The 25,145-nt window shown below is 57.1% G+C and carries 24 protein-coding genes; 9 read left to right on the top strand and 15 right to left on the bottom strand.

Annotated features, from left to right (window positions below):
- Nucleotides 1-36 precede the first annotated feature (36 nt).
- Both uxuA and C1A08_RS02610 read left to right on the top strand, forming a co-directional pair.
- Nucleotides 37-1,212, top strand: coding sequence for a mannonate dehydratase (gene uxuA / locus C1A08_RS02615; protein ID WP_101571188.1), 1,176 nt, complete (start codon nt 37-39; stop codon nt 1,210-1,212).
- A gap of 65 nt (nt 1,213-1,277) precedes the next feature.
- Nucleotides 1,278-2,030 (top strand): polysaccharide deacetylase family protein, encoded by a 753-nt coding sequence (locus C1A08_RS02610; RefSeq protein WP_101571186.1) that lies wholly within the window; start codon nt 1,278-1,280, stop codon nt 2,028-2,030.
- A gap of 8 nt (nt 2,031-2,038) precedes the next feature.
- Here C1A08_RS02610 and dinB read toward each other — a convergent pair whose 3' ends face one another.
- From dinB to C1A08_RS02580, 7 genes are all read right to left on the bottom strand, one after another.
- A complete protein-coding gene (dinB, locus tag C1A08_RS02605; RefSeq protein ID WP_101571184.1) occupies nt 2,039-3,112 on the bottom strand; it encodes a DNA polymerase IV in 1,074 nt (357 codons plus the stop codon).
- Nucleotides 3,113-3,143: 31 nt separating this feature from the next.
- On the bottom strand, nt 3,144-3,731 hold the full coding sequence (locus tag C1A08_RS02600; RefSeq protein ID WP_101571183.1) for a hypothetical protein: 588 nt from the start codon (nt 3,729-3,731) through the stop codon (nt 3,144-3,146).
- A 14-nt stretch (nt 3,732-3,745) separates the two neighbouring features.
- Nucleotides 3,746-4,633 (bottom strand): hypothetical protein, encoded by an 888-nt coding sequence (locus C1A08_RS02595; protein WP_145996500.1) that lies wholly within the window; start codon nt 4,631-4,633, stop codon nt 3,746-3,748.
- A gap of 207 nt (nt 4,634-4,840) precedes the next feature.
- Nucleotides 4,841-5,968 (bottom strand): BF3164 family lipoprotein, encoded by a 1,128-nt coding sequence (locus tag C1A08_RS02590; RefSeq protein ID WP_101571180.1) that lies wholly within the window; start codon nt 5,966-5,968, stop codon nt 4,841-4,843.
- Entirely contained in the window at nt 5,940-6,206 is a 267-nt protein-coding gene (locus C1A08_RS13030) for a hypothetical protein (protein ID WP_145996499.1), read from the bottom strand. Before C1A08_RS13030 ends, C1A08_RS02590 begins: the two co-directional genes overlap by 29 nt.
- A 228-nt stretch (nt 6,207-6,434) precedes the next feature.
- Nucleotides 6,435-7,196, bottom strand: a complete 762-nt coding sequence (locus C1A08_RS02585) for an exodeoxyribonuclease III (RefSeq protein WP_101571178.1) — start codon at nt 7,194-7,196, stop codon at nt 6,435-6,437.
- A 4-nt stretch (nt 7,197-7,200) separates the two neighbouring features.
- Complete coding sequence (locus tag C1A08_RS02580) at nt 7,201-8,526, bottom strand: MATE family efflux transporter (RefSeq protein ID WP_101571177.1); 1,326 nt, start codon at nt 8,524-8,526, stop codon at nt 7,201-7,203.
- 558 nt (nt 8,527-9,084) lie between these two features.
- Here C1A08_RS02580 and C1A08_RS02570 point away from each other — a divergent pair.
- Together C1A08_RS02570 and C1A08_RS02565 are read left to right on the top strand one after the other, a co-directional pair.
- Nucleotides 9,085-10,026, top strand: a complete 942-nt coding sequence (locus tag C1A08_RS02570) for a DMT family transporter (protein ID WP_101571623.1) — start codon at nt 9,085-9,087, stop codon at nt 10,024-10,026.
- Between the two features lie 87 nt (nt 10,027-10,113).
- On the top strand, nt 10,114-12,333 hold the full coding sequence (locus C1A08_RS02565) for a cation:proton antiporter (RefSeq protein ID WP_101571174.1): 2,220 nt from the start codon (nt 10,114-10,116) through the stop codon (nt 12,331-12,333).
- Nucleotides 12,334-12,376: 43 nt separating this feature from the next.
- Here C1A08_RS02565 and tpx read toward each other — a convergent pair whose 3' ends face one another.
- Nucleotides 12,377-12,886 (bottom strand): thiol peroxidase, encoded by a 510-nt coding sequence (gene tpx, locus C1A08_RS02560; RefSeq protein ID WP_055201787.1) that lies wholly within the window; start codon nt 12,884-12,886, stop codon nt 12,377-12,379.
- A gap of 131 nt (nt 12,887-13,017) precedes the next feature.
- Between tpx and ybaK the strand changes: the two genes are divergently transcribed.
- The 3 genes from ybaK to C1A08_RS02545 are packed head-to-tail and all read left to right on the top strand — an operon-like array spanning nt 13,018 to nt 15,348.
- Nucleotides 13,018-13,500: a Cys-tRNA(Pro) deacylase gene (ybaK, locus tag C1A08_RS02555; RefSeq protein WP_055201785.1), complete on the top strand. Its 483-nt coding sequence runs from the start codon at nt 13,018-13,020 to the stop codon at nt 13,498-13,500.
- Nucleotides 13,497-14,594 carry an A/G-specific adenine glycosylase gene (mutY, locus tag C1A08_RS02550; RefSeq protein ID WP_055201783.1) on the top strand — a complete coding sequence of 366 codons (1,098 nt, stop codon included), beginning with the start codon at nt 13,497-13,499 and terminating at the stop codon, nt 14,592-14,594. The genes ybaK and mutY overlap by 4 nt, the downstream gene beginning before the upstream one ends.
- A 34-nt stretch (nt 14,595-14,628) precedes the next feature.
- On the top strand, nt 14,629-15,348 hold the full coding sequence (locus C1A08_RS02545) for a pirin family protein (protein ID WP_101571171.1): 720 nt from the start codon (nt 14,629-14,631) through the stop codon (nt 15,346-15,348).
- A 72-nt stretch (nt 15,349-15,420) separates the two neighbouring features.
- Here the strand turns inward: C1A08_RS02545 and C1A08_RS02540 are convergent, their stop codons facing one another.
- Genes C1A08_RS02540 through C1A08_RS02530 form a run of 3 tightly spaced genes read right to left on the bottom strand, consistent with a single transcriptional unit; the run spans nt 15,421 to nt 17,520 of the window.
- Entirely contained in the window at nt 15,421-16,101 is a 681-nt protein-coding gene (locus tag C1A08_RS02540; protein ID WP_101571169.1) for a TrmH family RNA methyltransferase, read from the bottom strand.
- Nucleotides 16,079-17,017 carry a ribosome small subunit-dependent GTPase A gene (gene rsgA / locus C1A08_RS02535; RefSeq protein WP_101571167.1) on the bottom strand — a complete coding sequence of 313 codons (939 nt, stop codon included), beginning with the start codon at nt 17,015-17,017 and terminating at the stop codon, nt 16,079-16,081. Before rsgA ends, C1A08_RS02540 begins: the two co-directional genes overlap by 23 nt.
- Before the next feature lie 5 nt (nt 17,018-17,022).
- Entirely contained in the window at nt 17,023-17,520 is a 498-nt protein-coding gene (locus tag C1A08_RS02530) for a CvpA family protein (RefSeq protein WP_101571165.1), read from the bottom strand.
- A 167-nt stretch (nt 17,521-17,687) separates the two neighbouring features.
- Here C1A08_RS02530 and C1A08_RS02525 point away from each other — a divergent pair, with 167 nt between their 5' ends.
- A complete protein-coding gene (locus C1A08_RS02525) occupies nt 17,688-19,691 on the top strand; it encodes a glycoside hydrolase family 2 protein (protein WP_101571164.1) in 2,004 nt (667 codons plus the stop codon).
- Nucleotides 19,692-19,710: 19 nt separating this feature from the next.
- Here the strand turns inward: C1A08_RS02525 and C1A08_RS02520 are convergent, their stop codons facing one another.
- The 4 genes from C1A08_RS02520 to murB all read right to left on the bottom strand — a co-directional run bounded on the left by C1A08_RS02520 (nt 19,711) and on the right by murB (nt 23,512).
- Nucleotides 19,711-20,334: a WbqC family protein gene (locus C1A08_RS02520; RefSeq protein WP_101571163.1), complete on the bottom strand. Its 624-nt coding sequence runs from the start codon at nt 20,332-20,334 to the stop codon at nt 19,711-19,713.
- 17 nt (nt 20,335-20,351) lie between these two features.
- Nucleotides 20,352-20,912, bottom strand: coding sequence for a DUF4924 family protein (locus tag C1A08_RS02515; RefSeq protein ID WP_055201769.1), 561 nt, complete (start codon nt 20,910-20,912; stop codon nt 20,352-20,354).
- Between the two features lie 243 nt (nt 20,913-21,155).
- Nucleotides 21,156-22,505: a tRNA lysidine(34) synthetase TilS gene (gene tilS, locus C1A08_RS02510; RefSeq protein WP_101571161.1), complete on the bottom strand. Its 1,350-nt coding sequence runs from the start codon at nt 22,503-22,505 to the stop codon at nt 21,156-21,158.
- A 2-nt stretch (nt 22,506-22,507) separates the two neighbouring features.
- The gene (murB, locus tag C1A08_RS02505; protein ID WP_180951508.1) at nt 22,508-23,512 is read right to left on the bottom strand and encodes a UDP-N-acetylmuramate dehydrogenase; all 1,005 of its coding nucleotides are present in this window, start codon (nt 23,510-23,512) and stop codon (nt 22,508-22,510) included.
- 162 nt (nt 23,513-23,674) lie between these two features.
- Between murB and C1A08_RS02500 the strand changes: the two genes are divergently transcribed.
- On the top strand, nt 23,675-25,141 hold the full coding sequence (locus C1A08_RS02500) for a DUF4301 family protein (protein ID WP_101571159.1): 1,467 nt from the start codon (nt 23,675-23,677) through the stop codon (nt 25,139-25,141).
- The last annotated feature ends 4 nt before the right edge of the window (nt 25,142-25,145 follow it).

The following is a 25,145-nucleotide window of genomic DNA, read 5'->3' as shown; positions in this document are numbered from 1 at the left end:
TTTTGCGATAGGGAATCCATAAAACGGATAAAGAATATGTATTTGTGTAAACAGGCATGGCGCTGGTACGGGCCGGACGATCCGGTCGGCCTTTGGGATATCCGGCAGGCCGGGGCTACGGACGTGGTAACGGCGTTGCATCATATTCCCAACGGGGAGACATGGAGCGTCGATGAGATCCGCAAACGACAGCGGACGGTTGCCGATGCCGGGTTGGTATGGAGCGTCGTCGAGAGCGTTCCGGTCCATGAGCGGATCAAAACCCGCACCGGGGAATTTCAGCGGTATATCGAAAATTACAAGCAGAGCCTGCGCAACCTGGCCGCCTGTGGCATTCGTACCGTTACCTATAATTTTATGCCGGTGCTGGACTGGACGCGCACCGACCTGGCCTATACGCTGCCGGACGGCTCGAAAGCGCTTCGTTTCGAACGGGCGGCGTTCGTGGCGTTCGACCTGTTTATTCTGCAGCGTCCGGGGGCGGAGGCGGAATATACGTCGCAGGAGCGCGCGAAGGCGAAAGCACGCTTCGACCGGATGGATGCGGTCGAACGCGAGCGGCTGACCCGGAACATGATCGCCGGATTGCCCGGCGCCGAGGAAAGTTTTACGATCGAACAATTCCGCGGGGCGCTCGGCCAGTACAAGGGGATCGACGCCGCCCGGCTGCGCGAACACCTGGTCGCTTTTCTGCGCGAGATCGCTCCGGTGGCCGATGAAGCGGGCGTCGAACTGGTGATCCATCCGGACGATCCGCCTTATCCTATTCTCGGCTTGCCGCGTATTCTGAGCACGGCGGACGATTTTCGTGCATTGATTGCGGCCGTTCCGAACCGTTCGAACGGACTTTGCCTTTGTACCGGATCGTTCGGCGTCCGCAGCGACAACGAACTGGCCGCCATGATGGAAGAATTCGGCGATCGCGTCGGGTTCGTCCATCTGCGCAGTACCTGCCGCGACGACGAAGGTAATTTTTACGAGGCGAACCATCTCGAAGGCGACGTGGATATGTACGGCGTGATGAAGGCGTTGTTGGCGTTGCAGCAACGTCGCGGCGTATCGATTCCGGTGCGTCCCGATCACGGGCATCAGATGTGCGACGACCTGCGCAAGAAGACCAATCCGGGCTATTCTTGCATCGGCCGCCTGCGCGGCCTGGCCGAACTGAGAGGGCTCGAAATGGGAATCGCGCGCAGCCTGTACGGGAAGTAAGTTCAGAGTAAGGTTCTGGGAAACGGCGGCGCGTTACGTGCCGGGTTTTCCAAAAAATAGCATGGATGATGAAACGATTTTTTTTACTGTTGTTATCGGTCGTCATTGCGGTGACGGCGGTAGCGGAAAAAACGGCCAAACGCCTGAAGCCGTTGAAAGGCCGGATCGTCGTGCTGACGTTCGACGATGCGACGGCGGGCCAGCGGGAAGTGGTCGCTCCGTTGCTGCATAAATACGGATTCGGCGCGACGTTCTACGTTTGCGAATTTCCGGGTTTCGAGGACAAAACCAAGTATATGAGCTGGGATCAAATCCGGGAGTTGGACGAAATGGGCTTCGAGATCGGGAACCACAGCCGCAGTCACGGGCAGATGAGTCAAATGACCCGTAAGCAGATCGGTTCGGAAACGGCCTACATCGAAGAGAAATGCGCGTTGTACGGCATTCCGCGCCCGGTGACTTACGCTTATCCCGGTTACGACAACAGTCCGGAGGGGATCGCCGTCCTGAAAGAGCGAGGCTATAAGCTGGCCCGTCACGGCGGGGATAAGCCTTATGTGAAAGGAGTGTCGGATAAAATGCTGATGCCGAGTTACGGCGTGGTCGACGCGCGGTTCGAGACGCCCGAATTTTTCGAAAAAGCGCTGGACGAGGCCCGCGACGGGCAGGTCGTGATTTTCTGCCTGCACGGGGTGCCCGACCTCGCGCACGATTTCGTCAGCACTTCGCCCGAGAATTTCGAAAAATTATTGAGCATGTTGAAGGAGCGCAAATGTAAAGTGATTTCGATGCGCGACTTGCTGAAATACGACCTGTAACATGACAGTCAGAGGTCGAGGCTCAACTGCCGGTACAGTTCGTGCTGCACCGGGTGGGTCGGGTTTCCGACCGACAGGCCGAGCAGCCGTACCGGATGTCCTTCGATGCCGGCATCGCGCAGCAGCGCAGTCGCCAGCGGGAAAATTTCGGCCGATGCGAACAGCTCGTATCCCGGGCTCAGGCTGCGGGTTTGCAGCCGGAAATCGGCGAATTTGATTTTCAACGTCAGCGTATTGCCGCGAAATCCGGCCCGGTCGAGACGCCCGTTCAGTTTGGCGGCGAGTTTATACAGTTCGTCCGTCATCGCGTCGAACGAGGTCAGGTCGTACGGGAAGGTGGTTTCGCATCCGACCGATTTGCGGACGCGGCTCGCTTCCACCGGTCGCAGGTCGATGCCGTGGGCGAATTCGTAATAAAGGCGTCCTGCTTTTCCGAACCGTTCGGTCAGAAAATCCGGCGGGCACTCTCGCAGCGCAGCGCCGTCGTGGATTCCCATTTCGTGCATCTTGCGTGCCGTGACGCGGCCGATCCCCCAGAACGCTTCGATCGGCAGGCGCGCGATGAAAGCGGCGGCGCGGTCGGGATGGATCGTGCAGAGTCCGTCCGGTTTCCGGTAGTCCGAAGCGATCTTGGCGAGAAATTTATTGTAGGATACTCCGGCCGATGCGACCAGTCCCAGTTCGTCGCGGATTTGTCGTTTGACGGCCCGGGCGACGTCCACCGCTAGCGGGATTCCCTTTTTGTTCCGGGTAACGTCCAGAAAAGCTTCGTCGAATGCGATCGGCTCGACCAGGTCGGTGTATTCGCGGAAAATCCGGTGAATCTGCCGCGATACTTCGCGGTAGACTTCCAGCCGTCCGGGAATGAAAATCAATTCGGGACACAGCCTTCGGGCCGTAACGGACGGCATGGCCGAACGGATGCCGTAGCGCCGCGCCTCGTAGCTGGCCGCGGCGACCACGCCGCGGCCTTCGGGACGGCCGACCGCCAACGGACGGCCCCGGTATTCGGGGTGGTCGCGCTGTTCGACCGACGCGTAGAACGCATCCATGTCGATGTGTATGATCTTCCGCTGCTCCATTCAGCGGTAAAAATAGGAAATATATGATTCATTATTCCGCCCGTCCCGGCAGTTGGGTGAAATAGTCGTCGTGCATGTAATCGTTGTGTTTGGAGCAAACCAGCAGATTCTCTGCGCGGAAGTCCGGCGATAATGTGAACATATACGAGCCGATAAAGTTTTTCAGGTCGAGACACAGTTCCAACTCCGGGATATTGAACAAACGGAACCCGCCGAGGTCGTACCTCCGAACGAATTCGGCGACCTCGTCGTCGTCGTGGAATTCGGTGACCAGAATTATATTTGTCGTACCCAACCGGTTTTCGTTTCTTTTCAGGCTTCGGACGAGTTGTGATATGCAGCGTTCGCAGGAAGGGAATTGTATGCGCACGAACAGTTTCGACGAGTCGGCCGAATAGGGGGCCAGCAACGCCCGCGCGCTGTCCGAAATGAAAAACGGGCGGCCTGCATACCGGACGCTCGACAGCGTACTCTCCCTGATGTCCCATTTTTCCATCGCATAGACCGAGGTGTCTGCGCCGGCGATCATCCGTTGTTTTGCGGCCGATCCGGTCCGGATCAATGCATAAAGCAAAAAGGCATTTAGCAATATCATGCCTACGATGAATGCGTTCTTCATGGCGTGTTCGGCATTTAGTAAGAAAACCGGTAAAGTTGCGTATGCTCGATGTCCGGCATATCGAGCAAGCCGTATATTTTTTTACCGGTTTCGTCTACGCAAAACTGCGTGATCGAGCGTGGGCAGTCGTAAGCGGCGGTCAGGCGGCCGTCCCAGTCGAAAGCGAGGATCGTCGGCGTGGCGGTACTGTTTTTGATTTCGCCGTAAGGATTCGTGTAGCGCAGCACGAAAAAGCGATCGGGCGTGCCGAATAACCCGAGCGCATAGTTTACGGCGGACGATTCCGGCCAATTCCCCTGCGTGTTCAAAATGGGTAATTGCGGTTCAGAGAAGCAAATGCTTTTCACAAGACGACCTTCCTGGGAGAATAGTTGGATCATGTCCAGGTATTTATAGGCTCTCGCCATGATCCCTTTCCCCGGGTTAGCGCATAGGAAACCGTAGCATATCCCGTAAGGATTAGCCTTTACGGGCATTGCGAACCCCAGGTCGTATTCCCCCCACAAGGTTTGATCGTTTTTCGTGTCGTAAATTGCAACGGGGCCCAGGGGAGCGTCTGCTAAAATTCCTGCGTATAACGTATCGTTCAGGCGGTTGATATCTTTGTTGTATCGTAAGGCTTTGTAGGTATGTTCTCCTTGGATATTGAGAACAGCCGTGTCGCGCAGTAAAGATCGCACGTGGATCTCTTTCGTAAAGACCAGATGCGCATCGTAGATCCTGAGAACGGAATCTTCGGCGGAACCTGTCGAACGGTCGCGTTGCGGCATCTGGAATTCGTTCGGGCCTTTTCCTTTCGTTCCGAATGAGCATATCGGTTTCAGCGACCCCGTTTCGAAAAGGCTGAAGAATTTCCGTCCGCAATAATTGACGAGGACGATCGCCGAATCGTATAAAGCCATGTCGTAGGCGCAATTGTTTTCGATTCGTACGGAATCTTCGACCCGTAGTAGTTCTGGTTTTTCGATCGGCAGAATAACGTGTCGATGCCGGTTATTGCATCCGCATAAAAGAACCATCCCCATTATGCCGATAATCGTTTTGAATGATTTCATGGATGAGGCGTAATGTGACAAAGCGCCTTTGATAAACGCGTTCTTCATGGCGTATCAGTATGAAAAACGAAAGAGTCGGTTGTATTCGATTTCGGATGTCCCGGATATTCCGTATATCTTGCGGTTGGTTTCATCCACACAAAATTGCTGTATGGGCCGCGGGCAATCGTAAGCGGCGGTCAGATTGCCGTCCCAATCGAAAGCGAGGATCGTCGGCGTGGCGGTTCCGTTTTTAATATCGTTGTAAGGATGGGCGTAATGCAGCGTATAGATACGTTCCGGCGTGGCGAACATTTCAAGATGATATAGGTTGTGCTCCGGTTCGAGGCAATTTTTTTGAGGATCGAACGGTGGGCATTCGGGTTTCGACAAACAAATGTTTTTAACCAGGCGGCCGTCGAATCCGAAAAGTTGAATCATGTCAATATTTCGGTACGATCGAACAATGATCTGTTTCTTGGTATTGGCGCACAGGGAACCGTAGGTGATCAAATAAGACAACATTTCGCTGCGTTGAGGCATGGTGAATCCCCAATCGGATTCGCTCCAGACGGTTTTGTCGTTTTTTATATCGAGGATCGCGAACGGTCCTTCGTATTTACTCATCGGGATTCCGGCATATAACGTATCGTTCAACCGGTTGACGTCCTTGTTTGCAAATAATATTTTGGGTAAATTTTCGGAATGAAAGTTATAAACAACCGTGTCCCGGAGCAAAGCGGGGATCTCGAGTTCTTTTTTTGCGAGCAGATTTCCGTCGTATATAAGCAGTGAGGTGTTATCGTTGATACTTTGCAAAGAACGGTCTTGCATAGGGTACTGAAATTCGTTCGGACCTTTACCTTTTGTTCCGAACGAGCAAACTGGTTTTAACGAAGAGGGGTCGAAAATACTGAAAAAATGGTTACTGCAATGATTGAACAGGATGATCGAGGAATCGATCAGGGTCATATCCATCGTACAATTGTTTCCCAACCGTACTGAATCTTCCGTAATTAAAGGTTTGGTCTCCCGGATAACCAAGATCTCATGCGGGGAACGGCATCCCCACAAAATGGACAACACCCCCATTATTATTAAGAATTTCATGTCGAAATACATATTTGAATATAAAAGTACCCTTTGGACAGCAAGGGGTACTTTTGCATGATTTCTAATTGCTCCGGCAAAGTCCGTCTCCATTGGGAATAATGGTTGATATGGAGCAGGTGCCACAGTAAAAAGCAATTACTACCTCACCTTGTGTACCTCCTCCGACGATGCACCCCGTGTAACTTTCTCCTTCTTCCACTGTTGCGGTCAAGGCTTCCGGATTAACACAAAATACCTTTTTCGTGTCTGCATTTTTCATAAAAACGATGCCGCTGAGTATGAAAATACCACCAAATAACAAGATAAACAAAAAATTTCGTTTCGTCATAAGTTTATTGAATTTAAAGTTAATTTATATTCAATATGCAAGGTCTGAATGTGAAATTTTAAATTCAAGTGTGTTATGTGTTTTTTTTGTTATGTTTGTCTGTGTCTTTTCGGTAGAATAGCGTGTTTATTTACCCGATAACTGTTTTTGAGAAGATCGCGATATGCGAGAAATTAAAAAACGGGTCGGATGGATTATGAGGAGTCGTGAGTCGTGGCGTTAGAGACCCTATTTGATCTCCAGTACGGCCGGGCAGTGGTCCGAATGGCGCACGTCGGGCAGCAGCCAGGCGTTTTTCAGCAGCGGGCGCGCCGCTTCGGACGCCATCGCGTAGTCGATCCGCCAGCCTTTGTTGTTCGCCCGCGCGTTGGCGCGGAAACTCCACCAGGTGTACTGATTCGGTTCGTGGTTGAACAGCCGGAACGTGTCGATGAAGCCGCTGTCCAGGAAGCGGCTCATCCATTCGCGTTCTTCGGGCAGGAAACCGCTGCTCGAGGCATTGCGCACCGGGTCGTGGATGTCGATCGGCCGGTGGCAGATGTTGTAGTCGCCGCACAGGATCAACTGCGGCCGCTCTTTTACGAGTTCCGATACGTATCGCTGAAAATCTTCGAGCCACTGCATTTTGAACGCCTGGCGTTCGTCGCCTGAAGTTCCGGACGGGTGATAGACGCTGACGACCGACAGCTCGCCGTAGTCGGCGCGCAGGAAACGCCCTTCCGCATCGTATTTTTCGATACCCATGCCCGCCGCCACGCGGTCGGGTTCCCGGCGGGTCAGGATCGCCACGCCGCTGTACCCTTTTTTGACGGCCGAGAAGAAATAGCAACGGTATCCCAGCGCTTCCAGTTCGAGGGTCGGGATCTGCTCCGGCTGCGCCTTGGTCTCCTGCAGGCACAGGATGTCGGGCCGTTCGGCGGCGATCCAGTCGGTCAGTCCTTTCGACAGCGCGCTGCGCAGTCCGTTGACGTTGTAGGTGACGATTTTCATGGCTTTATATTTTTTTGTGCTGCCAGTCGGCTTTTTTCAGGTATCGGCAGGCCAGCAACAACATTACGATCGCGTATACGTGCTCCGTCGTCCAACAGACCGCGACGTCGGCCCGCAGGTAGATCACTACGTAGAGCGTATAGAGGATATAGATCAGCAGCGTCGTCATTTCCAGCGCCAGCGCCGAGCGGGTGTTTCCCGTTCCCGAAACCGTGTTGAACAGGATGATCGCCGGCACGGTCAGCAGGTAAGCCGACAGCATGACCCACAGCGAAGACACCGAGCTGTCGATCAGCGGGATGCTGTCGGTGTAAATACGCAGTACGGCGGTCGGAAACAGCGCGAATAGCAGAGCCGCGGGAGCGATCGTCAGGTAGCACATGCCGACGATCCGACGGACGGTAGGCATTACGAGCGTTTGCTGTCCCGCTCCCATCTGGTTGCTCACGAGCGAACTGGCGGTCGAGGCGAAGGCGCTGACCGCCATGAAGATAATCCCGGATATGCTGCGTACGATGTTGCTGACGGCCAGCGGCCGCTCGCCGAGGTGTTCGACCGCGAGAAAGAACAGGAACCACGTGGCGACCGAGACGAAGGATTGCAGCATCGTCCACACCGAGACGTTCAGCATCCGTCCGAGCAGCCGGGGACGGGGACGGGCGAACCGGAACAGCCCGTATTTGCGGTGGTCGGTTTTCAGCCACGAGTAGAGGATGAAAAAGAGCGCCGAAGCCAGTTCCGAGGCCGACGATGCGATAGCGGCTCCGGCGATGCCCATGGCCGGAAGTCCGAATTTACCGAAGATCAGCGCGTAATTCAGCGCCACGTTGGTCAGCACCATCGTGACCGAATTGGCCGTGAGTATCTTCGTATTGGTCGTGCCGACGTAGAACGCCCGGAACATAACGGCGACGAACGAGAAGAAAAAGCCGTAAACGCGCCAGTTCGTATAGCTGATCGCCGCGTCGCAGACCGGGCCGGAGTCGATGATCCAGCGCAGCACGACCGGCGTGAACGTCCGCGAGACGACGAACATGACGGCGGCCAGCAGCAACAGGAACAGGATTCCCTGTTGCAGTAGCGGGCCGATATCCGCGTACGCTTTTTCGCCGTTCCGCCGTGCGATCAGAATCTGCGTTCCGATGCTGAACCCGAACCCGATCATGAAAATAGCCATGTAATAGACTCCCGCGAGCGCCGAAGCGCCTAGTTCCACTTCTCCGACGCGGCCCAGGAAAGCGGTGTCGGTCAGTCCGATCAGGTTCTCCATCAGCAGGCTGATCAGGATCGGATAGGTAATGAGCCAAATCTGTTTGTAGGTCGGTTTCATCGGGAAAAGCGATTGTTGTTCGGCAGTCGATTTTTGTGCGAAAAAAAAGCGGATCGCAAAGGTAATGCTTTTTTTGATTTTTTTGAGGATTGCCGTCGAAAAACGAATCTCGAAAAAAGATTGCCTTTGTTCGCTCCGGCAGATTGTGCCGGAACAGGTAAAACGGCGGATAAACGCAAACGATATGACGCGTTTCGAATCCGGAGCCCGGGAAACGGAAAACGACTTGCGGGCGGAAATTAGGGTTGCGAAAAGGCGCGGAAACGGAGTGCGGAACGGTCCGGGAGGGCGACTCGCTGGGAAAGACGTCGGAACGGAGTACGATCGGCTCGATGGGCAGACGGGTATGGAATTCTTTTTGCGGTCGATCCGTCCGGTTTCCCGGAAATTGGCTAAATTTGCAGCGGGATGGCGCTACGGATATTGTAAATCAGACGATTGATGATCCGTTGAGACCGATTCCGTCGGTGCGGAAGCCGGAATGCCGTTGGGAGCGTTCGATTTTCGCCGGTTTCGTCCTACTTTGTTTTTTAATTTTGGTTTCGAATGTCGAATTTAATCGAAGATAAAAATTTCAGGGGACATGCCGCGATGCTCGGGGCGTGCATTACGTTCGGCCTGCTCGCGCCCGTTTCGAAATCGCTGTTCGGGACGGGACTCGTCAGCGCTTATGCGCTGACGATGATGCGGATGGGCGGAGGAACCGTCGTGTTCTGGATCGCGTCGCTGTTTACGCGCCGCGAGCACGTGCCGCCGCGCGACCTGCTGCTGTTTTTCTTCGCGTCGTTGCTCGGGATCGTGCTGAATCAGGGAACTTATGTGCTCGGCGTGTCCAAGACCTCACCGATCGACGCCAGCGTCGTGACCACTACCACGCCGATCTTCGTGATGATCATTGCCGCGTTGTACCTGCGGGAACCGATCACCGGCAAGAAAATCCTGGGTGTCGTCGTCGGCGCCGCCGGCGCGCTGCTGCTGATCCTTTCGGGCGCGCACCTGGTTTCCAGCCGGACGGGCAGCGGTTCCGTTTCCGGCGACCTGCTGTGTCTTTTCGCCCAATTGTCGTTTGCGACCTATTTCGTGGTATTCAAAAAACTAATTAGCCGCTATTCGCCGGTTACGTTGATGAAATGGATGTTTCTCTATGCGACGGCGTGCTGCCTGCCGTTCGGTTACTCCGACCTGAAGGCGGTCGGCTGGGCGGAACTCGGCTGGGCGGATTACGCCCAGATCGCTTACGTCGTGCTGGGCGCCACGTTCCTGGCCTACCTGCTGATGCCGATCGGCCAGAAGAACCTGCGCCCGACGGTGGCCAGTTCCTACAATTACGTGCAGCCGCTGGTCGCCACGCTGGTCGCCGTTTCGCTGGGAATGGATACGTTCGGATGGCTCAAGGGCGTTGCCGTGCTGCTGGTGTTCGCGGGGGTGTATATCGTGACGATCAGCAAGTCGAGGGCGCAGTTGGAAGCCGAGGCCGGACGCGGTTCCGCTTCCCGTTGATTCGTCCGAAAAGGAGTATTTCGCCCTTGTAAAAGTTCCGAAATAAACTTACCTTTGTTGGAACGGGAATCCCGACGGAACAGGTCTATGAAGGCAAAACGCAACTACATAATCTACGGGCTGATGCTTGCCGCGTTTGCGGCGCTGCTGCTGTGGATCGTGCATTTGGGTCATGCTTACGACGGTCTCGGGCCGGGAGCGGCGCCTTCCGGGGAGGATTCGCCGGTCGGCTTGCTGTACGACACGCTGACGATAAACCTGAAGCACCCGCTGTCGCTGTTGCTGCTGCAGGTCATCGCTATTCTGATCACGGTACGTATCTTTTCTTATCTTTTCAAATACCTCGGGCAGCCGGGGGTGATCGGCGAGATCGTCGCCGGTATCGTGCTCGGACCGTCCGTACTCGGGCACCTGTCGCCCGAGACGTTCGCTTTTCTGTTCGATCCCGATTCGCTCGTTCCGCTCAATATCATCAGCCAGATCGGCTTGGTGCTCTTTATGTTCGTAATCGGGATGGAGCTTGACCTGGGCGTCATCCGCCGCAAAGCCAGCGAAACGCTGGTCATCAGCCACGCCAGCATCATCGTGCCGTTCCTGATGGGAATGGGGCTCGCCTATGTGGTCTATCCTGAGTTCGGGGCGCGGCACGCTTCGTTCGTGCCTTTCGCGCTGTTCGTGGCCATCTCGGTCAGCATTACGGCGTTTCCGGTGCTGGCGCGGATCGTTCAGGAGCGGAATCTGAGCAAGACGCCGATGGGGATGCTGGCGATCGCCAGCGCCGCCAACAACGACGTGACGGCATGGTGCCTGCTGGCGGCGGTGATCGCCGTGGCCCGGGCCGGCAGCGTGACCAGCGCGTTTTTCACCATCGTGCTGACGGCGCTGTATATTTTGTTCATGTTCTACCTGGTCAAGCCTTTCCTGCGCAAGATCGGGGAGTTTTATAACAAACAGGAGACGGTCAGCAAAACGCTGGTCGCCTTTATTTTTCTGGTGCTGATCATTTCGTCCTACATTACCGAAATCCTCGGGATCCATGCGCTGTTCGGCGCTTTCCTGGCCGGGGTGGTTATGCCGGCGAACCTGAGTTTCCGCCGCGTGATGACCGAGAAGATCGAGGATGTCGCATTAGTGCTTTTTCTGCCTCTGTTTTTCGTCTTTACGGGTTTGCGTACGGAGATCGGCCTGCTGAATACGCCTCACCTGTGGGGAATCTGCGCGCTGTTCATCGTCGTGTCGATCGCCGGTAAGATGATCGGCGCCACGTTCTCGGCCCGGTTGGTCGGCGAGTCGTGGAAGGACAGCCTGTCGATCGGCGTGCTGATGAATACGCGCGGATTGATGGAACTGATTGTGCTGAACATCGGTTACGAGATGGGGATCATCCCGTCGTCGCTGTTCGTGATTTTCGTGATCATGGCGTTGTTCACGACCTTTATGGCTACGCCGCTGCTGGCGCTGATCGAAAAGATCGCGGGGTATAAATCGCGCAAGGTGAGGCCGACCCGCAACGGGCATCCGCGTATCCTGATTTCGTTCGCCAATCCCGAAAGCGGGCCGCTGTTCCTGAAATTGGTGCGCCTGCTGTACGGTCGTGTGCTGAAAGACGCTAAGGTGACGGCGATCCACTATACGATAGGCACCGAGACCAACCCGCTCAATGCGAGCGACTATTCGAAAGAGAGTTTCAGCCTGCTCGAGCCCGAGGCCAAACGTCTCGGGTTGCGGGTGGATATGCGTTACCGCGTTACCGACCACTATACCGAAGACCTTTGCGCGCTGGCCGACGACGAACATTACGATTTCGTGCTGACGGGCGTAGGGCCGGCTTTCCTACGCAGTTATCTCGATCCGCCGCGTCGGCTGAACGCCCTGCTGTCGAAGGGCGGCAAATGGTTGTCGCCGGGACTGACGCAGGACAAGATCCGCGTGTTGTTCCAGAATATGCACTCCGCTTTCGGAGTCTTCGTGAACCGCGACATCGACTCCGTTACCGACGCCGGCGTGATCCTGCGCGACGAGCGCGACCGGAGCCTGCTGTCGCTGGTCGGGTCGATGTCCGACCGGCTGCGGGTGGAACTGAGTTCGGTCAACGGCGACTCCCCGTTCCTGGACAAGGATTCCGCAGGCAAATCCGGTCGTTTTACGATAGGCGATCCGCAGGAACCCCTGGCCGCGCGGCTGAAAGGCAAGCAATTGGTATTGATCAGCTATTCCGCCTGGCAGTACATCCTGCGCAACGAACGGGCGCTGTTGCATGCGCTGCCTTCCTTTATCATCGTAAAACCGCAGGAAGGCGACCGTTGACGGCGACCTTCCCGCGGTTTTTGCACGGAACCGGGAAATCCGGCTATTTCAACTCCCTGACCACTTTCAGCGCGGCTTCGTAATCGGGTTCGTGCGTCACTTCCGGCACGTATTCGATGTAGCGGATCAGCCCTTTCTTATCGATCACGACGACTCCGCGCGACAGCAACCGCAGTTCTTTGATGACGAATCCGTACTTCATGCCGAAGTCCAGGTCGCGGTAGTCCGAATAGACGTACACGTTGTCGATGTTCTCGGCGGCACAGAAACGTTTTTGCGCGAACGGCAGGTCGACCGATAGCGACAGGATCGCCACGTCGCCGTCCAGTTTGGTGGCTTCGCGGTTGAAACGGATGTTTTGCAGGGCGCAGACCGAAGTGTCCACCGACGGGAATACGCTGATGACGACCGTTTTGTCTTTGTATTGCGTCAGCGATACGGGCTGCAGGTTCTGATCGATTACTTCGAAAAGCGGAGCCCGGTCTCCGGCGGCGAGGTGTTTGCCCACGAGCGTCATGGGTTTGCCCCCGAACGTGATTTTCCAATTATCCATAATTTTAAAATTTAAAGGTTTGTACTCGGTGAAAAACACCCTCCAAGATACAACTTTAATACCGGAATCGGTACGCCTGTTTTCGATTTTCGACGAATAAGTTTTACCTTCGTGCGAAAGAGTCGTAAGCCGTGTCCGTAAAAATCAATAAAACCAATGCCGCCCGCCTGCTCGACCGGGCGAAGATCGCCTACGAGTTGATCCCTTACCGGGTGGACGAAGAGAATCTGGCCGCCGCGCACGTCGCCGAAGAGCTCGGCGAGCCGGTCGGCCAGGTGTTCAAGACGCTGGTGTTGCGCGGCGATCGCAACGGGATTCTGGTGTGCGTGATTCCCGGCGATGCCGAGGTCGACCTGAAAGCCGCCGCGCAGGCGTCCGGCAACAAACGCGTCGAGATGTTGCACATGAAGGAACTGCTGCCGGTAACGGGATATATCCGCGGCGGATGTTCGCCCGTCGGGATGAAAAAAGGGTTTCCGACGTTTATTCATCGCAGTTGTCTCGATTACGATACGATTTATGTCAGCGCCGGGGTGCGGGGATTGCAGTTGAAGCTGGCTCCCGGCGATCTGATTCGTTTTACGCGGGCCGTGACGGCCGACCTGATCGGATGACGGACGGTTTCGCAGACATACTGATCCGCTGGTATGCGGACAATCACCGCCGATTGCCGTGGCGCGAAACGTCCGATCCGTATCTGATCTGGTTGTCGGAGGTTATCTTACAGCAGACCCGCGTGGCGCAGGGACTGGATTACTTCCGCCGGTTCGTCGCCCGTTTTCCGGACGTGCGCTCGCTGGCCGAAGCTCCGCAGGACGAGGTGCTGAAACTGTGGCAGGGACTCGGCTATTACAGCCGCGCGCGGAGCCTGCATACCGCAGCGAAAGACATCATGGCGCGTTTCGGAGGTCGGTTTCCGGAGGACTACGAGGCGGTGCGTTCGCTGTGCGGGGTGGGGGATTATACCGCTGCCGCGATCTGTTCGTTCGCTTACGAGCTGCCTTATGCGGCGGTCGACGGCAATGTTTATCGGGTGCTTTCCCGCGTGTACGACGTGGATTTGCCGGTGGACGATGCGGCGGGCAAACGCTACTTCGCCGAATTGGCGCAGTCGTTGCTCGATCCGGTACGTCCGGGCCTGCAGAACCAGGCTACGATGGAGTTCGGAGCTCTGCAATGCGTGCCGCAGCGTCCCGATTGCGGGGCGTGTCCGCTGGCCGACCGCTGTCTGGCGCAGGCGCACGGCACGGTCGGCCGGCGTCCGGTGAAACGCGGCAAAGCGGCCGTGCGGCCGCGTTACTTCAATTACTTGTGCATCCGCTGCGACGGGACATTGTTGTTGCGGCAGCGTACCGAGAAGGATATCTGGCGCAACCTGTACGAATTTCCGCTGATCGAGACCGATGCGGAGACCGAGTTCGACGCGTTGCAGCGGACTTCCGCATGGAAAGCGTGGTTCGGCGGCGAACGGCGGATGCGGATCGGGGAACGGACGGCGATGCCGCGGCACGTACTGTCGCACCGGATTATTTACGCTTGCTTTCAGGAGATCGAACTGGAGCGGATTCCGGATTCGCTGTCCGGCTTTCTGAGGGTGCCGGAAGCGGAGCTGGATCGTTATGCCGTTTCGAGGCTGACCGAACGTTACCTGGAGCGGAGGCGTGCGGCCGGCGTGAATGTTAAAGTTGGCAAACTATTTGATAGTTGACGGGTTATATATTGAATATTAATATTTCAGAATTATGAATATACTGTTGCACAAAGCTCCTACGCGGGGTTATTTCGATCACGGATGGCTGAAGACCCACCATACGTTCAGTTTTGCGAGTTATTACAATGCCGCGCGCATCCATTTCGGGGCGTTGCGGGTTTTGAACGACGACGCGGTCGCTCCGGGAATGGGGTTCGACCTGCATCCGCACCGCGAGATGGAGATCGTTTCGATCCCGCTGAGCGGGACGCTCGAACATAAAGACAGCATGGGGAACGTTTCGGCGATCACCACCGGCGAAATCCAGGTGATGAGCGCCGGCACCGGGCTGCACCACAGCGAATACAACCAGAGCCGCGAGCAAAATGTCGAATTTCTTCAGATATGGGTATTCCCCGATCGGGAAGGCGTGAAACCCCGCTACGAAAATGCCGTGATTTCCGACCTGATCCGTCCGAACGAGCTCTGCGTGATCGTCTCGCCTTATCCGGGCGACGGACACGGCGGGCTGTGGATTTACCAGCAGGCTTGGTTCTCGTGGGGAGAGCTCGAAGCGGGTACGCGCGCGGAGTATGCGCTCAAATCGCCCGGCAGTTTCGGGGTTTACGTGTTCGTAATCGACGGGGAAATCGAGGTGGCCGGACAGTCGCTATCGCCGCGCGACGGGCTCGGCGTCAGCGAAATGGACCGTTTCGAAATTCATGCGAAGGAGAAAGCGCGTGTCCTGTTGATCGAAGTTCCCGAAGCATAATATCCGGAAAGTGTAAAAAGTACGGCCGCGGAAAACGTTCCCGCAGCCGTGCTTTGTTTGTTTTCAGAGAACTCAGAAACCGCCCCGTTTCATGATCCGTTCGGCGTCCCGGACGGTCGTTTTCATCCAACGCAGCAGGATTTCGTCCCGCTCGTCTTCCGGAATCCGCCAGTCGACGGACGACTCCCGGAGCCGCGTCGACAGCGTGTACAGCAGGATCGCCGCCGATGCCGAGACGTTGAGGCTTTCGACGAATCCGCACATCGGGATGCGGATGAATTCGTCGGCACAGCGCATTACTTCGTCGCTGATGCCGGCGTGCTCCGTGCCGAAAAACAGCGCGAACCGTCCGGCGGTCACGTCGAAATTTTCCGGCGTACGGTCGTCGGCATGCGGCGAGGTGGCTACGATACGGTAGCCTTTTGCCCGCAGCGCGGCGATCAGATCGCCGGTGCTTCCCGTTTTGTGGATATCGACCCACTTGTCGGTTCCCCGGACGATGTTGACGTTCGGCGAGAACTTGCACAGCGCTTCGACCGTGTGGATATCCTGTATGCCGAACGCTTCGCAGTTGCGCACCAGCGCGCTGGCGTTCTGCGGATGGAACGTATTCTCCATGCATACGGTCATGTAGCGGGTCCGGCGGGCGAGCGTGGCGCGCAGCACTTCGGCCCGTTCCGGCAGCATGAAACCGGAAATGTATTCGATCTTGCGGGCCAGCAGTCCGTCGTTATTTTCGGTATTTTTGGTCATCGTCCAACAGTTTGAGGTAGCTTTCGTAACGGGAGAGGCCGATCTCTCCGGCGCGCAACGCCTCCCGCACCGCGCAGGCGGGTTCGTGGGTATGCGTGCAGTTGTAGTAGCCGCACCGGGGGGCGTAACGGAACAGATCCGGGAAATAGCGGCATATCTCGTCGTTTTCGATGTCGATCAGTCCGAATCCCTTGATGCCCGGCGTGTCGATCAGGTAGCCGCCTCCGGCGAGCGGGTACATTTCCGAAAAGGTCGTCGTATGTTTTCCTTTGCTGCTGCTGGCCGATACCGCGCCGATGCGGATGTCCAGCGACGGGTCGATCGCCCGGATCAGCGTCGATTTGCCGACGCCCGAATTGCCCGAGAGCAGCGACGTTTTTCCCGGTAACATTTTTTTGAACGCGTCGATGCCGGTCTGCTGCGTCGCCGACAGCTCGATTACTTCGTATCCCGCCGACCGGTAAATTTTCAGAAATTCGGTCTGGGCGTCCTGCAATGCATCGGTCGCGTAGAGGTCGCATTTGTTCAGCAGCAGCGTGACGGGAATGCGGTAGGCTTCCGCCGTGACCAGAAAGCGGTCGATGAACTCGCAGTTGGTGGACGGCAGGAAGAGCGACACGACCAGAAAGGCCTGATCGACGTTCGCGGCGATGATGTGCGACTCTTTCGACAGGTTCGATGCGCGGCGGATGATGTAATTGCGCCGCGGCAGGATTTTCGTGACGACGCCCGTCGCTCCTTCCGGCTGTTCGTATTCGACGCGGTCGCCCACCACGACCGGATTGGTCGTGCGGCTTCCTTTCAGCCTGAGATTCCCGCGGATGCGGCAGGTTACGGTCTGCCCCGACGCGTCGTCGCGCAGCGTGTACCAGCTTCCGGTACTTTTGATTACCAATGCCGAACGTGCGGATTCCATAGGCGTCAGTCGTTATTGCCGGTTATTTTGTTTTTCATCAGGTCGAGGTACGGGAAAAGCAGCGCGGTCGTGCTCCGTACCGGCTTGTAGAGCGCGGCTTCGGTGTAACGGTCGTTTTCGACCCATCGGGTCGTGCTGTTGACGGTTTCGAACGCATATAGCAACAGGCTGAGAATGACGGCCATTTTGAACACGCCCAGCAGAATGCCGCCGATCGCGTCGATCGGGCCGAGTCCGGCGAGTTTGAAAATTCCTTTGATCAGGTGTCCCAACAGCGCCATGACCAACAGTACCGCCAGCAGTATTACGACGAATCCGACGGCTGCGGCGATCGGCGGATCGGTATGCAGCCATTGGCCTACCGCGCTGCTGTGGCGGAATGCGAAATAGACTCCGATGAAGAGTCCCGCGATTCCGCCCAGTTGCACGATGATTCCTTCGCGGAATCCCCTGTATGCGGCGTAGAGCAATGGAATGCCCAGGATGATATCGAATCCGTTCATGCTTGCGTTCTCGTGCGTCCGTGTTCCGTATCCGGCTGCGGGCTGCCCGGCGATCGGCCCGGTTCCCGTATTTCCGGACGGCGCCGGAAGACGGGACGGCCGAATATTTGTACCAAATATAGGGATTTATTCGTTATTTATTAAATTTGCTCTCAAATGCAACGCATATGAAAAGAATCTGGATTTTGATCGCAGGGGTGTTTATGCTGACGCAATTGTCTGCAAGAGACGTGATTAATATAAACAGGGATTGGCGTTTTTTCAGCCATACCGAAGGTTCCAGCGACCGGGCGCAGGGCGTGAACCTGCCGCACATGTGGAACAACGACGCCCTGAGCGGCCGGAACGACTATTTCCGGGGGGTAGGCAATTACATGAAAGATATCGCCGTACCGAAAGAGTGGGCCGGTCGGCGGATTTTCGTCCGCTTCGGCGGGGCCGGAACCGTGGCCGACCTGATCGTCAACGGGCGCTATGTCGGCGAACACCGGGGCGGTTACAGCGCATTTACGTTCGATCTGACCGATTACTTGAAATACGGCGAGAACAACTCGCTGTGGGTGATCGTCAATAACGCTCCGCGGCTCGACGTGCTTCCGACCGCCGGGGACATCAACGTTTACGGGGGATTGTACCGCGATGTCGAACTGATCGTAACCGATCCGTCGCATATCGCCGTGGACGATTACGCGTCTGAGGGCGTTTATGTCCACCAGAAAGAGGTCTCCCGCGAAAAGGCCGATCTGGAGACGGTCGTGAGGGTGCGCGGCGCGGCCGGTAAGACCCTTACGGTCAATCTGGCCGTCGAAACGCCGAACCGCGATACGGTGGTCGTGCAAGGTGCGAAAGTCAAAATCGCGGGGGACGGCCGGGGATCGGCGACCGTACCGGTGATCGTAGGAAATCCGACGTTGTGGGATGGCGTCGAAAATCCGTATATGTATACCGTGCGCGTGCAACTGGCCGACGAGGGACGCGTGTGCGACGAGGTTACGGTGCCGCTCGGACTGCGCTTTTTCAGCGTCGATCCGAAGCAGGGATTCCTGCTGAACGGCCGTCCGTATCGGATTCACGGCGTGGTGCATTACGAAGACCGGGCGTCGGTGGGGATCGCGCTGAAACAGTACCAGATCAAAGAGGATCTGGATCTGATTACCGAGATGGGCGCCAATGCCGTCCGGGCTGCCGGTTATCCGCATCATCCGGGCTTTTACGACGAGTGCGACCGCCGCGGGATCTTGGTCTGGAGCGAAATGCCGTTTATCGGGCCGGCTTATATGACCGATAAGGGGTATATCCATACGGACGATTTCCGCCGCAACGGCGAGCAGCAGCTTTACGAAATGATTTTCCAGCAGTTCAACCACCCTTCGGTCGTATTCTGGGGTATTTTTTCGGATCAGGATCCGCGGGGCGACGATCCGACCGACTACATCAAAGGGCTCAACGCGATGGCGATGCAGGAAGACCCGTCGCGGATGACGACGGCAACAAGCAATCAGGACGGCCCGATCAATTTCGTGACCGACCTGATCGTCTGGGATCTTCCGTTCGGATGGAAGGAGGGGATGCCGGGCGATCTGAAGATATGGCTCGAGCAGTTGCAGAAAAAGTGGGGGAGCCTGTGTTCCGGGATCACGTACGGAGCGGGGGCTTCGATCTATCATCAGGAAGATTCGCTCTACCGGCCCAACTACCTCGGCAACTGGCATCCGGAGCGTTGGCAGACCAGTCTGCACGAGCAGTATTTCCCGCTGGTCGACGCGTCGCCGTTTCTGTGGGGCTGGTTCGTGGCCAATATGTTCGATTACGGGGCGGCCGGGCGCGACTGGGGCGAGGGCACCGGGATCGACGACCGGGGATTGGTGACTTTCGACCGCAAGTACCGCAAGGATGCGTTCTATTTCTATAAGGCCAACTGGAACAAGGCCGAACCGATGGTTTATATTGCGCAGAAGCGCTGGACGCCGCGCGTGAAAACGACCCAGACGATCCGGGTCTATTCGAATGCTCCGGAAGTGGAACTGCTGGTCAACGGCGCTTCGCTCGGCAGGAAGACGGGGGCCAACGGGGTGTTCCTGTGGGAAAACGTCGAACTCAAACGCGGCGTGAACGCGCTCGAGGCGCGCAGCGACACGAGCATCGACTATGCTGACATTCGGGTGTTGTAGATCGGGACGCAGGAACGGCTTAACGTACGGTCGAATTCCGCAGAATCCCGGTCGAGTCAGGCCCTTCGCAGAACAACAGGTCGATGATCGACAGGTTCGCCGCGAAAGGATAGCGTTCGGTGAAAACCTGGTAATAAGGTGCGGCCCGGAATGCCGGGTCGGGACGTTGCAGGCGCGGCTTCGGGGATAGCGCGTCTCGGAAATCTTCGGCGGGATCGGGGTTTTGCACGTAACTTTCGGAGTACGCGATGCGCGGTTTCATTCGTAAGAGATCGAGTACCGTTTGTTGCAGTTCCGCATTCAGGTCGACCAGAAAATCGTACCGTCGCCGGTAGAACGGGGCGAACCGCTCTTCGTAATGGACGAAATAGGGCGAACTCCGGTAAGCCGATACGATCGCTTGCCAATGTTGGTGTTGCCATTTTTTCGACGAATCGATCCGGATATCCCGGGTCGGTTTTTTTATACCCGACGGTTGGAGTACCGGTACGATCAGCGGACCCGTCCCGTTGGCCGTCAGGATGTCGCATCGGTTTCGGTAGCTCTGTTTCCGATAATGTTCGTATAGGTCGATTACGGCTTTTCCGCTCAGTAGTTTGGCGTAATACTGGACGTTTCCGAGATAAGCGGTCGAAAGGATCACGGTCGGCGGATTTCGGGTTATTTTTTCGGGCCGAACAGGTCGGTCTCGCCGCGTTCGACGGCGTGGAATACGGTGGCCAGTTCGGCGACTGCCGGCGAGATCAGGCCGATGACGTTGCGGATGTCGTTCTCCTTGCTTCGATCGCCTTTGATCCGGTACAGCATAACGGCATACAGAGCCCGGAAGAACAGTTCCACGTCGGAGATGTCCTGTTTGCCGAGTTTGCTTTTGAGCGTCGGGATTTCGGGGGCTACCGCGGCGTAGAGCGCACGGTATTTCTCGCCGACGGGCAGCGTCAGCAACTGTTTATGCAGGTTATCCAGATCGGCGATCAGGTGCAGGGTGTGTTCCAGATGGCCGTTTTCCTCCTTGCCTTCTTTGCGCAGCAGGTTTACCAGATCCATGTACCAGAAGAAAACCTCCTGTTTTTTGGCTTCGTCCAGTTCGCTTTTCTGCACCAGTTGCGAATAGATCGCTTCGGGACTGAACTGCAGGGCGCGTAGCAAATCCTCCAACTGCCACAGATAGAGGATGTACTCGGCGATATTCTCTTTGCGTTTGCGTTGTGCGATATACATTTCGGTCGTTTTTCGGTGAACGGATCGTGTTTCCGACCGCTAATATACCGATTCCTTTCGAAAAACGGATGGCGTCGTCCCGTTCGGAATGCGTTATTGCATCCGGATGTGCTCTTCGATCCTCTTTTTCAGGCTCCCCTTGCCGTAATCGAGCCGCCGGTCGATCAGGATGCCTTCGGGATCGAACAGCAGGCCGAGCGCCGGGGAGAGTTGTCGGTCGCCCCGGCTATCGGGCGAATGGCGTTAAATCTCCACGTCCGTTTCGCGTACGATCCGGAGCACGTTTTCCGTAGCGGGCGCCACTTTGTAGCGGTCGTCGATGCGCCGTCCGACCACCCATACGATGTCGTTCCCGCTGGTCACGACGAATTGGCGGCGTTTGTCCGGGAGCGATACCTTGTTGTTTATCAGGAAATCGCTGATTTTCTTGCGGCTGTCCATGCCGAACGGAACGAATGCGTCCCCTTCGTTCCAGCGGCGCACCGTCAGCGGATAGGTCAGCTTGTCCGCATCGAGCAGCGCTACGTTTTCGGGCTGGCGGAGCGATTCGACGTCGTCTGCTTCGAGGCGTTCGAAGGTCAGCAACGCGCCGCCGCAGTAGGTGTGGGTCGTTTCGGGAGTCACCTCCGTCGTGCAGCCCTCGTCGTCGGGGATCGGGGTGATCAGGATGCGACCGCGGTCGATGTAAGCTACGCTGTCTTTCGAAAAGAAACGCTTGCCGGAGCCGTGTCCTTCGCAGAATGCCCGGTAAAGGCTGTTGATGACTTCCCCATTGAACCCGAAACCGCGCAGCAGTTCGAAGATGACGAAATCGGCAGGCAGCGACGGATCGATCCGCGACAGATCGACGACGGTGCGCGTTTCGTCGCGTATGAGCGCCTGGCGGCGGATCACTTCCATGCTGCGGTCGATGAAATTCTGGGCCGAGGTCAGCCGTTCGACGTTGGCCGCCATCGTGTCGGTGAATTTCGGAGAGATCTCCTTGATGCGCGGCACGATGCCGAGCCGGAATTTATTGCGTAGGTATTTGGTCGACGCGTTGGTCGAATCTTCGCGGTAGGGGATTTTGTTGGTCAGCGCGTAGTCGATGATCTCTTTGCGCTGCGAAAACAGCAGCGGCCGGATCAGGCGCCCGTTCACGACGCCGATGCCCGTCAGCCCCCGGAGCCCCGTTCCCCGGATCAGGTTGATGAAAAAGGTTTCCACCGAGTCGTCGGCGTGGTGTGCGATTGCGACCCGGTCGTAGCGGCGCTCTTCGCATAGCTTGTCAAACCATTCGTAGCGCAACCGCCGCGCGGCCATTTCGACCGATTCGCCGGTCGCGGCGACTTCCGCCATCGTGTCGAAGCGAACGCCGTAATACGGGATTCCGTAGCGGGTCGCCTCGCGTTCGACCAGTAAGTCGTCTTCGTCGGCTTCGGCTCCGCGAAGCTGGAAATTGCAGTGCGCCACGCCCACTTCGTATCCGCCGCGGACGAACAGCGACAGCATGACCATCGAATCGACGCCGCCGCTTACGGCCAGCAGAATGCGGTTTTCGTGGGTGCACAGACCCCGTTCCCGGATGTAGGCCCGAAATTTATCCTGTAGCATATCTATATCAGATTTACTTCCATGTCGATCGTTACGCCGAACCGTTCGAGCACATCCTGCTGAACGGCACGGGCGAGGCGGACGATATCGGCTCCCGTAGCGCCGCCGTGGTTGACCACTACGAGCGCCTGGCGTTCGTGGATGCCGGCCGGGCCGAGCCTTGAGCCGCGCCATCCGCAGCGGTCGATCAGCCAGCCGGCCGCCAGTTTCACCCGGCCTTCTCCGGTCGCGTAGCGCGGCATGTCCGGGTATTTCTTCGTCAGGAAATCGGCCTGCGCTTGCGACACGACCGGATTTTTGAAAAAGCTGCCGGCGTTTCCCAGCACTCTCGGATCGGGCAGCTTGCTGCTCCGGATAGCGATAACCGCCCGACGGATATTTTCCAGCGATACGCCGCCGAGCACTTCGACCTGTTGCTCCACGTCTCCGTAGCGCAGCCGGAACTGCGGATCGCGCGCGAGGACGAATTGAACCGCCAGGATTACGGCGCGGCCTTTCAGCTCCCGTTTGAAAATGCTGTCCCGGTAACCGAAACGGCATTCCGCGTTGGACAGCGTCACGGTTTCCCGCGTGTCGGTCAGCAGGCACTCGACGCTTTCGATCGTATCTTTCGCTTCGGCCCCGTACGCTCCGATGTTCTGTACCGGTGCGGCCCCGACATAGCCTGGGATCAGCGACAGGTTTTCGATGCCGCCCAATCCGTTGCGCACCGCCCAGGCGACGAGGTCGTCCCATTCGACGCCGGCTCCGGCTCGGACGCGCACCGTCCTGCCGTCGTCCGAAATCTGCGCGATGTCGCGGCACGCGGGATGCAGCACGGTGCCGTCGTAATCGCCCGTGAACAGCACGTTGTTGCCGCCGCCGAGGATCATCCATTTCTCGCCGGGCGGCAAGCTGTCCAGCAGGGCGGTCAGTTCGGCCCGGTCGCTGAATTCGGCGAAACGCCGCGCCGAAACGTCCACCCCGAAACTGTTCAGTCCGCGGAGGGATTTGTTTTCTTCCATCATACACGCTATTGTTAAACAAACATACGACAATAAATCAGATTTTGCAAAACCGACTGCCGACGGAGCGGTTCCGCTACAGACCGACGGCCGGTAAAAAAACCGGATGCGGATATTTGCGGAAAAATGATTACTTTTAATGTGAATTTTTAAATCCGACGAAAAATGTTTACCGAACAGGATATCGAACAGATCGGCGCTCACGGCCTGTGCGTCGCCGATGCGGAGCGGCAGATGCTCCGTTTCAGAGAAGGGTTTCCATACCTGGATATTTGCCGTGCGGCAGTGGCCGGCGACGGGATCCTGCGAGCCGACGGGGCTGCTGCGGAGCGTTACGGCGCGGTTTACCGGGAACTCCGTCCGCAGCGCAAGGTCGTGAAATTCGTTCCGGCGTCGGGTGCGGCGACCCGTATGTTCAAGGCGTTATTCGAATTTTTGAACGACGGCGTTCGCAGCCGCGAAGTCGACGAATTGTTGGCCGGTCTCGACCGTTTCGCTTTTGCCGAACGGCTTGCGGAGTTTACCGGAGGCAGCCGCGATCCGCGAACCGTGGTCTCGAATATCCTGACCGAAGGGCTCGGTTACGGGACGCTGCCGAAAGCGCTGATCCTTTTTCACCGTTATCCCGACCGCAACCGGACGGCCTTTGAAGAACATCTGGCCGAAGGGGCGCTGTATGCGGCCGGAGCAGGGAGCGAAGTATGCATTCATTTTACCGTATCTGCGGAGCACCGGGAGCAGTTCGAACGCCTGGCCGCCGAAACGGTTCCGTTTTACGAAGCCCGTTTCGGGGTGAAGTATCGGATCGGTTATTCCTGCCAGAAGCCTTCGACCGATACGCTGGCCGTCAATCCCGACGATACGCCGCTGCGCGACGGGCAGGGGCGCCTGCTTTTCCGTCCTGCGGGGCACGGGGCGCTGATCGAGAACCTGAACGAGATCGATGCCGACCTGGTTTTCATCAAAACGGTCGACAACGTGGCGCCCGACCGTCTGAAATCCGATACGGTGATCTATAAAGAGATGCTCGCCGGGTTGCTGCTCGATTTGCAGCGGCAGGCGTTCGGGTATTTGCGCCGGCTGGATGCCGGGGAACGGGTGTCTGCGGAGGAGATGGCGTCATTCGTTTCCGGCAGGCTGTGCCGTCGGCTGCCGTCGTCGTTCGCTGCGTTGGAACCGCAGCGGCAGGTCGGTTTGCTGCGCGAATTGCTGGATCGTCCGATCCGGGTGTGCGGTATGGTGAAGAACGAAGGCGAGCCGGGCGGCGGGCCGTTTTGGGTGCGGGAGGCCGACGGCGGCGAGTCGTTGCAGATCGCCGAATCGTCCCAGATCGCGCCGCAGCAAAAGGGTCTGATGACCGCGGCGACGCATTTCAACCCGGTAGATCTCGTCTGCGGGGTGCGGGATTATCTCGGCCGTAAATTCGATCTGACGCGTTACGTCGATCCGCAGACCGGTTTTATTTCGTCGAAATCGCAGCAGGGGCGGCCGCTGAAGGCGCTCGAATTGCCGGGTCTGTGGAACGGAGCGATGGCGCGGTGGAACACCGTGTTCGTCGAGGTTCCCATATCGACTTTCAGTCCGGTGAAAGTTGTGGGCGATCTGCTGCGGCCGCAGCATCGGAACGGATAGTCCG

Source organism: Alistipes sp. cv1 (assembly GCF_900240235.1).
In the GTDB taxonomy this organism is placed as follows: Bacteria; Bacteroidota; Bacteroidia; order Bacteroidales; family Rikenellaceae; genus Alistipes_A; species Alistipes_A hominis.
This window is presented reverse-complemented; position numbering and strand designations above follow the sequence as displayed.

What these genes read in the sequence shown, in the direction of transcription:
- uxuA (WP_101571188.1), top strand. Translation starts at nt 37, where the DNA reads ATGTATTTGTGTAAACAGGCATGGCGCTGGTACGGGCCGGACGATCCG.
- C1A08_RS02610 (WP_101571186.1), top strand. Translation starts at nt 1,278, where the DNA reads ATGATGAAACGATTTTTTTTACTGTTGTTATCGGTCGTCATTGCGGTG.
- dinB (WP_101571184.1), bottom strand. Translation starts at nt 3,112, where the DNA reads ATGGAGCAGCGGAAGATCATACACATCGACATGGATGCGTTCTACGCG.
- C1A08_RS02600 (WP_101571183.1), bottom strand. Translation starts at nt 3,731, where the DNA reads ATGAAGAACGCATTCATCGTAGGCATGATATTGCTAAATGCCTTTTTG.
- C1A08_RS02595 (WP_145996500.1), bottom strand. Translation starts at nt 4,633, where the DNA reads ATGGCTTTATACGATTCGGCGATCGTCCTCGTCAATTATTGCGGACGG.
- C1A08_RS02590 (WP_101571180.1), bottom strand. Translation starts at nt 5,968, where the DNA reads ATGGAGACGGACTTTGCCGGAGCAATTAGAAATCATGCAAAAGTACCC.
- C1A08_RS13030 (WP_145996499.1), bottom strand. Translation starts at nt 6,206, where the DNA reads ATGACGAAACGAAATTTTTTGTTTATCTTGTTATTTGGTGGTATTTTC.
- C1A08_RS02585 (WP_101571178.1), bottom strand. Translation starts at nt 7,196, where the DNA reads ATGAAAATCGTCACCTACAACGTCAACGGACTGCGCAGCGCGCTGTCG.
- C1A08_RS02580 (WP_101571177.1), bottom strand. Translation starts at nt 8,526, where the DNA reads ATGAAACCGACCTACAAACAGATTTGGCTCATTACCTATCCGATCCTG.
- C1A08_RS02565 (WP_101571174.1), top strand. Translation starts at nt 10,114, where the DNA reads ATGAAGGCAAAACGCAACTACATAATCTACGGGCTGATGCTTGCCGCG.
- tpx (WP_055201787.1), bottom strand. Translation starts at nt 12,886, where the DNA reads ATGGATAATTGGAAAATCACGTTCGGGGGCAAACCCATGACGCTCGTG.
- mutY (WP_055201783.1), top strand. Translation starts at nt 13,497, where the DNA reads ATGACGGACGGTTTCGCAGACATACTGATCCGCTGGTATGCGGACAAT.
- C1A08_RS02545 (WP_101571171.1), top strand. Translation starts at nt 14,629, where the DNA reads ATGAATATACTGTTGCACAAAGCTCCTACGCGGGGTTATTTCGATCAC.
- C1A08_RS02540 (WP_101571169.1), bottom strand. Translation starts at nt 16,101, where the DNA reads ATGACCAAAAATACCGAAAATAACGACGGACTGCTGGCCCGCAAGATC.
- rsgA (WP_101571167.1), bottom strand. Translation starts at nt 17,017, where the DNA reads ATGGAATCCGCACGTTCGGCATTGGTAATCAAAAGTACCGGAAGCTGG.
- C1A08_RS02530 (WP_101571165.1), bottom strand. Translation starts at nt 17,520, where the DNA reads ATGAACGGATTCGATATCATCCTGGGCATTCCATTGCTCTACGCCGCA.
- C1A08_RS02525 (WP_101571164.1), top strand. Translation starts at nt 17,688, where the DNA reads ATGAAAAGAATCTGGATTTTGATCGCAGGGGTGTTTATGCTGACGCAA.
- C1A08_RS02515 (WP_055201769.1), bottom strand. Translation starts at nt 20,912, where the DNA reads ATGTATATCGCACAACGCAAACGCAAAGAGAATATCGCCGAGTACATC.
- tilS (WP_101571161.1), bottom strand. Translation starts at nt 22,505, where the DNA reads ATGCTACAGGATAAATTTCGGGCCTACATCCGGGAACGGGGTCTGTGC.
- murB (WP_180951508.1), bottom strand. Translation starts at nt 23,512, where the DNA reads ATGATGGAAGAAAACAAATCCCTCCGCGGACTGAACAGTTTCGGGGTG.
- C1A08_RS02500 (WP_101571159.1), top strand. Translation starts at nt 23,675, where the DNA reads ATGTTTACCGAACAGGATATCGAACAGATCGGCGCTCACGGCCTGTGC.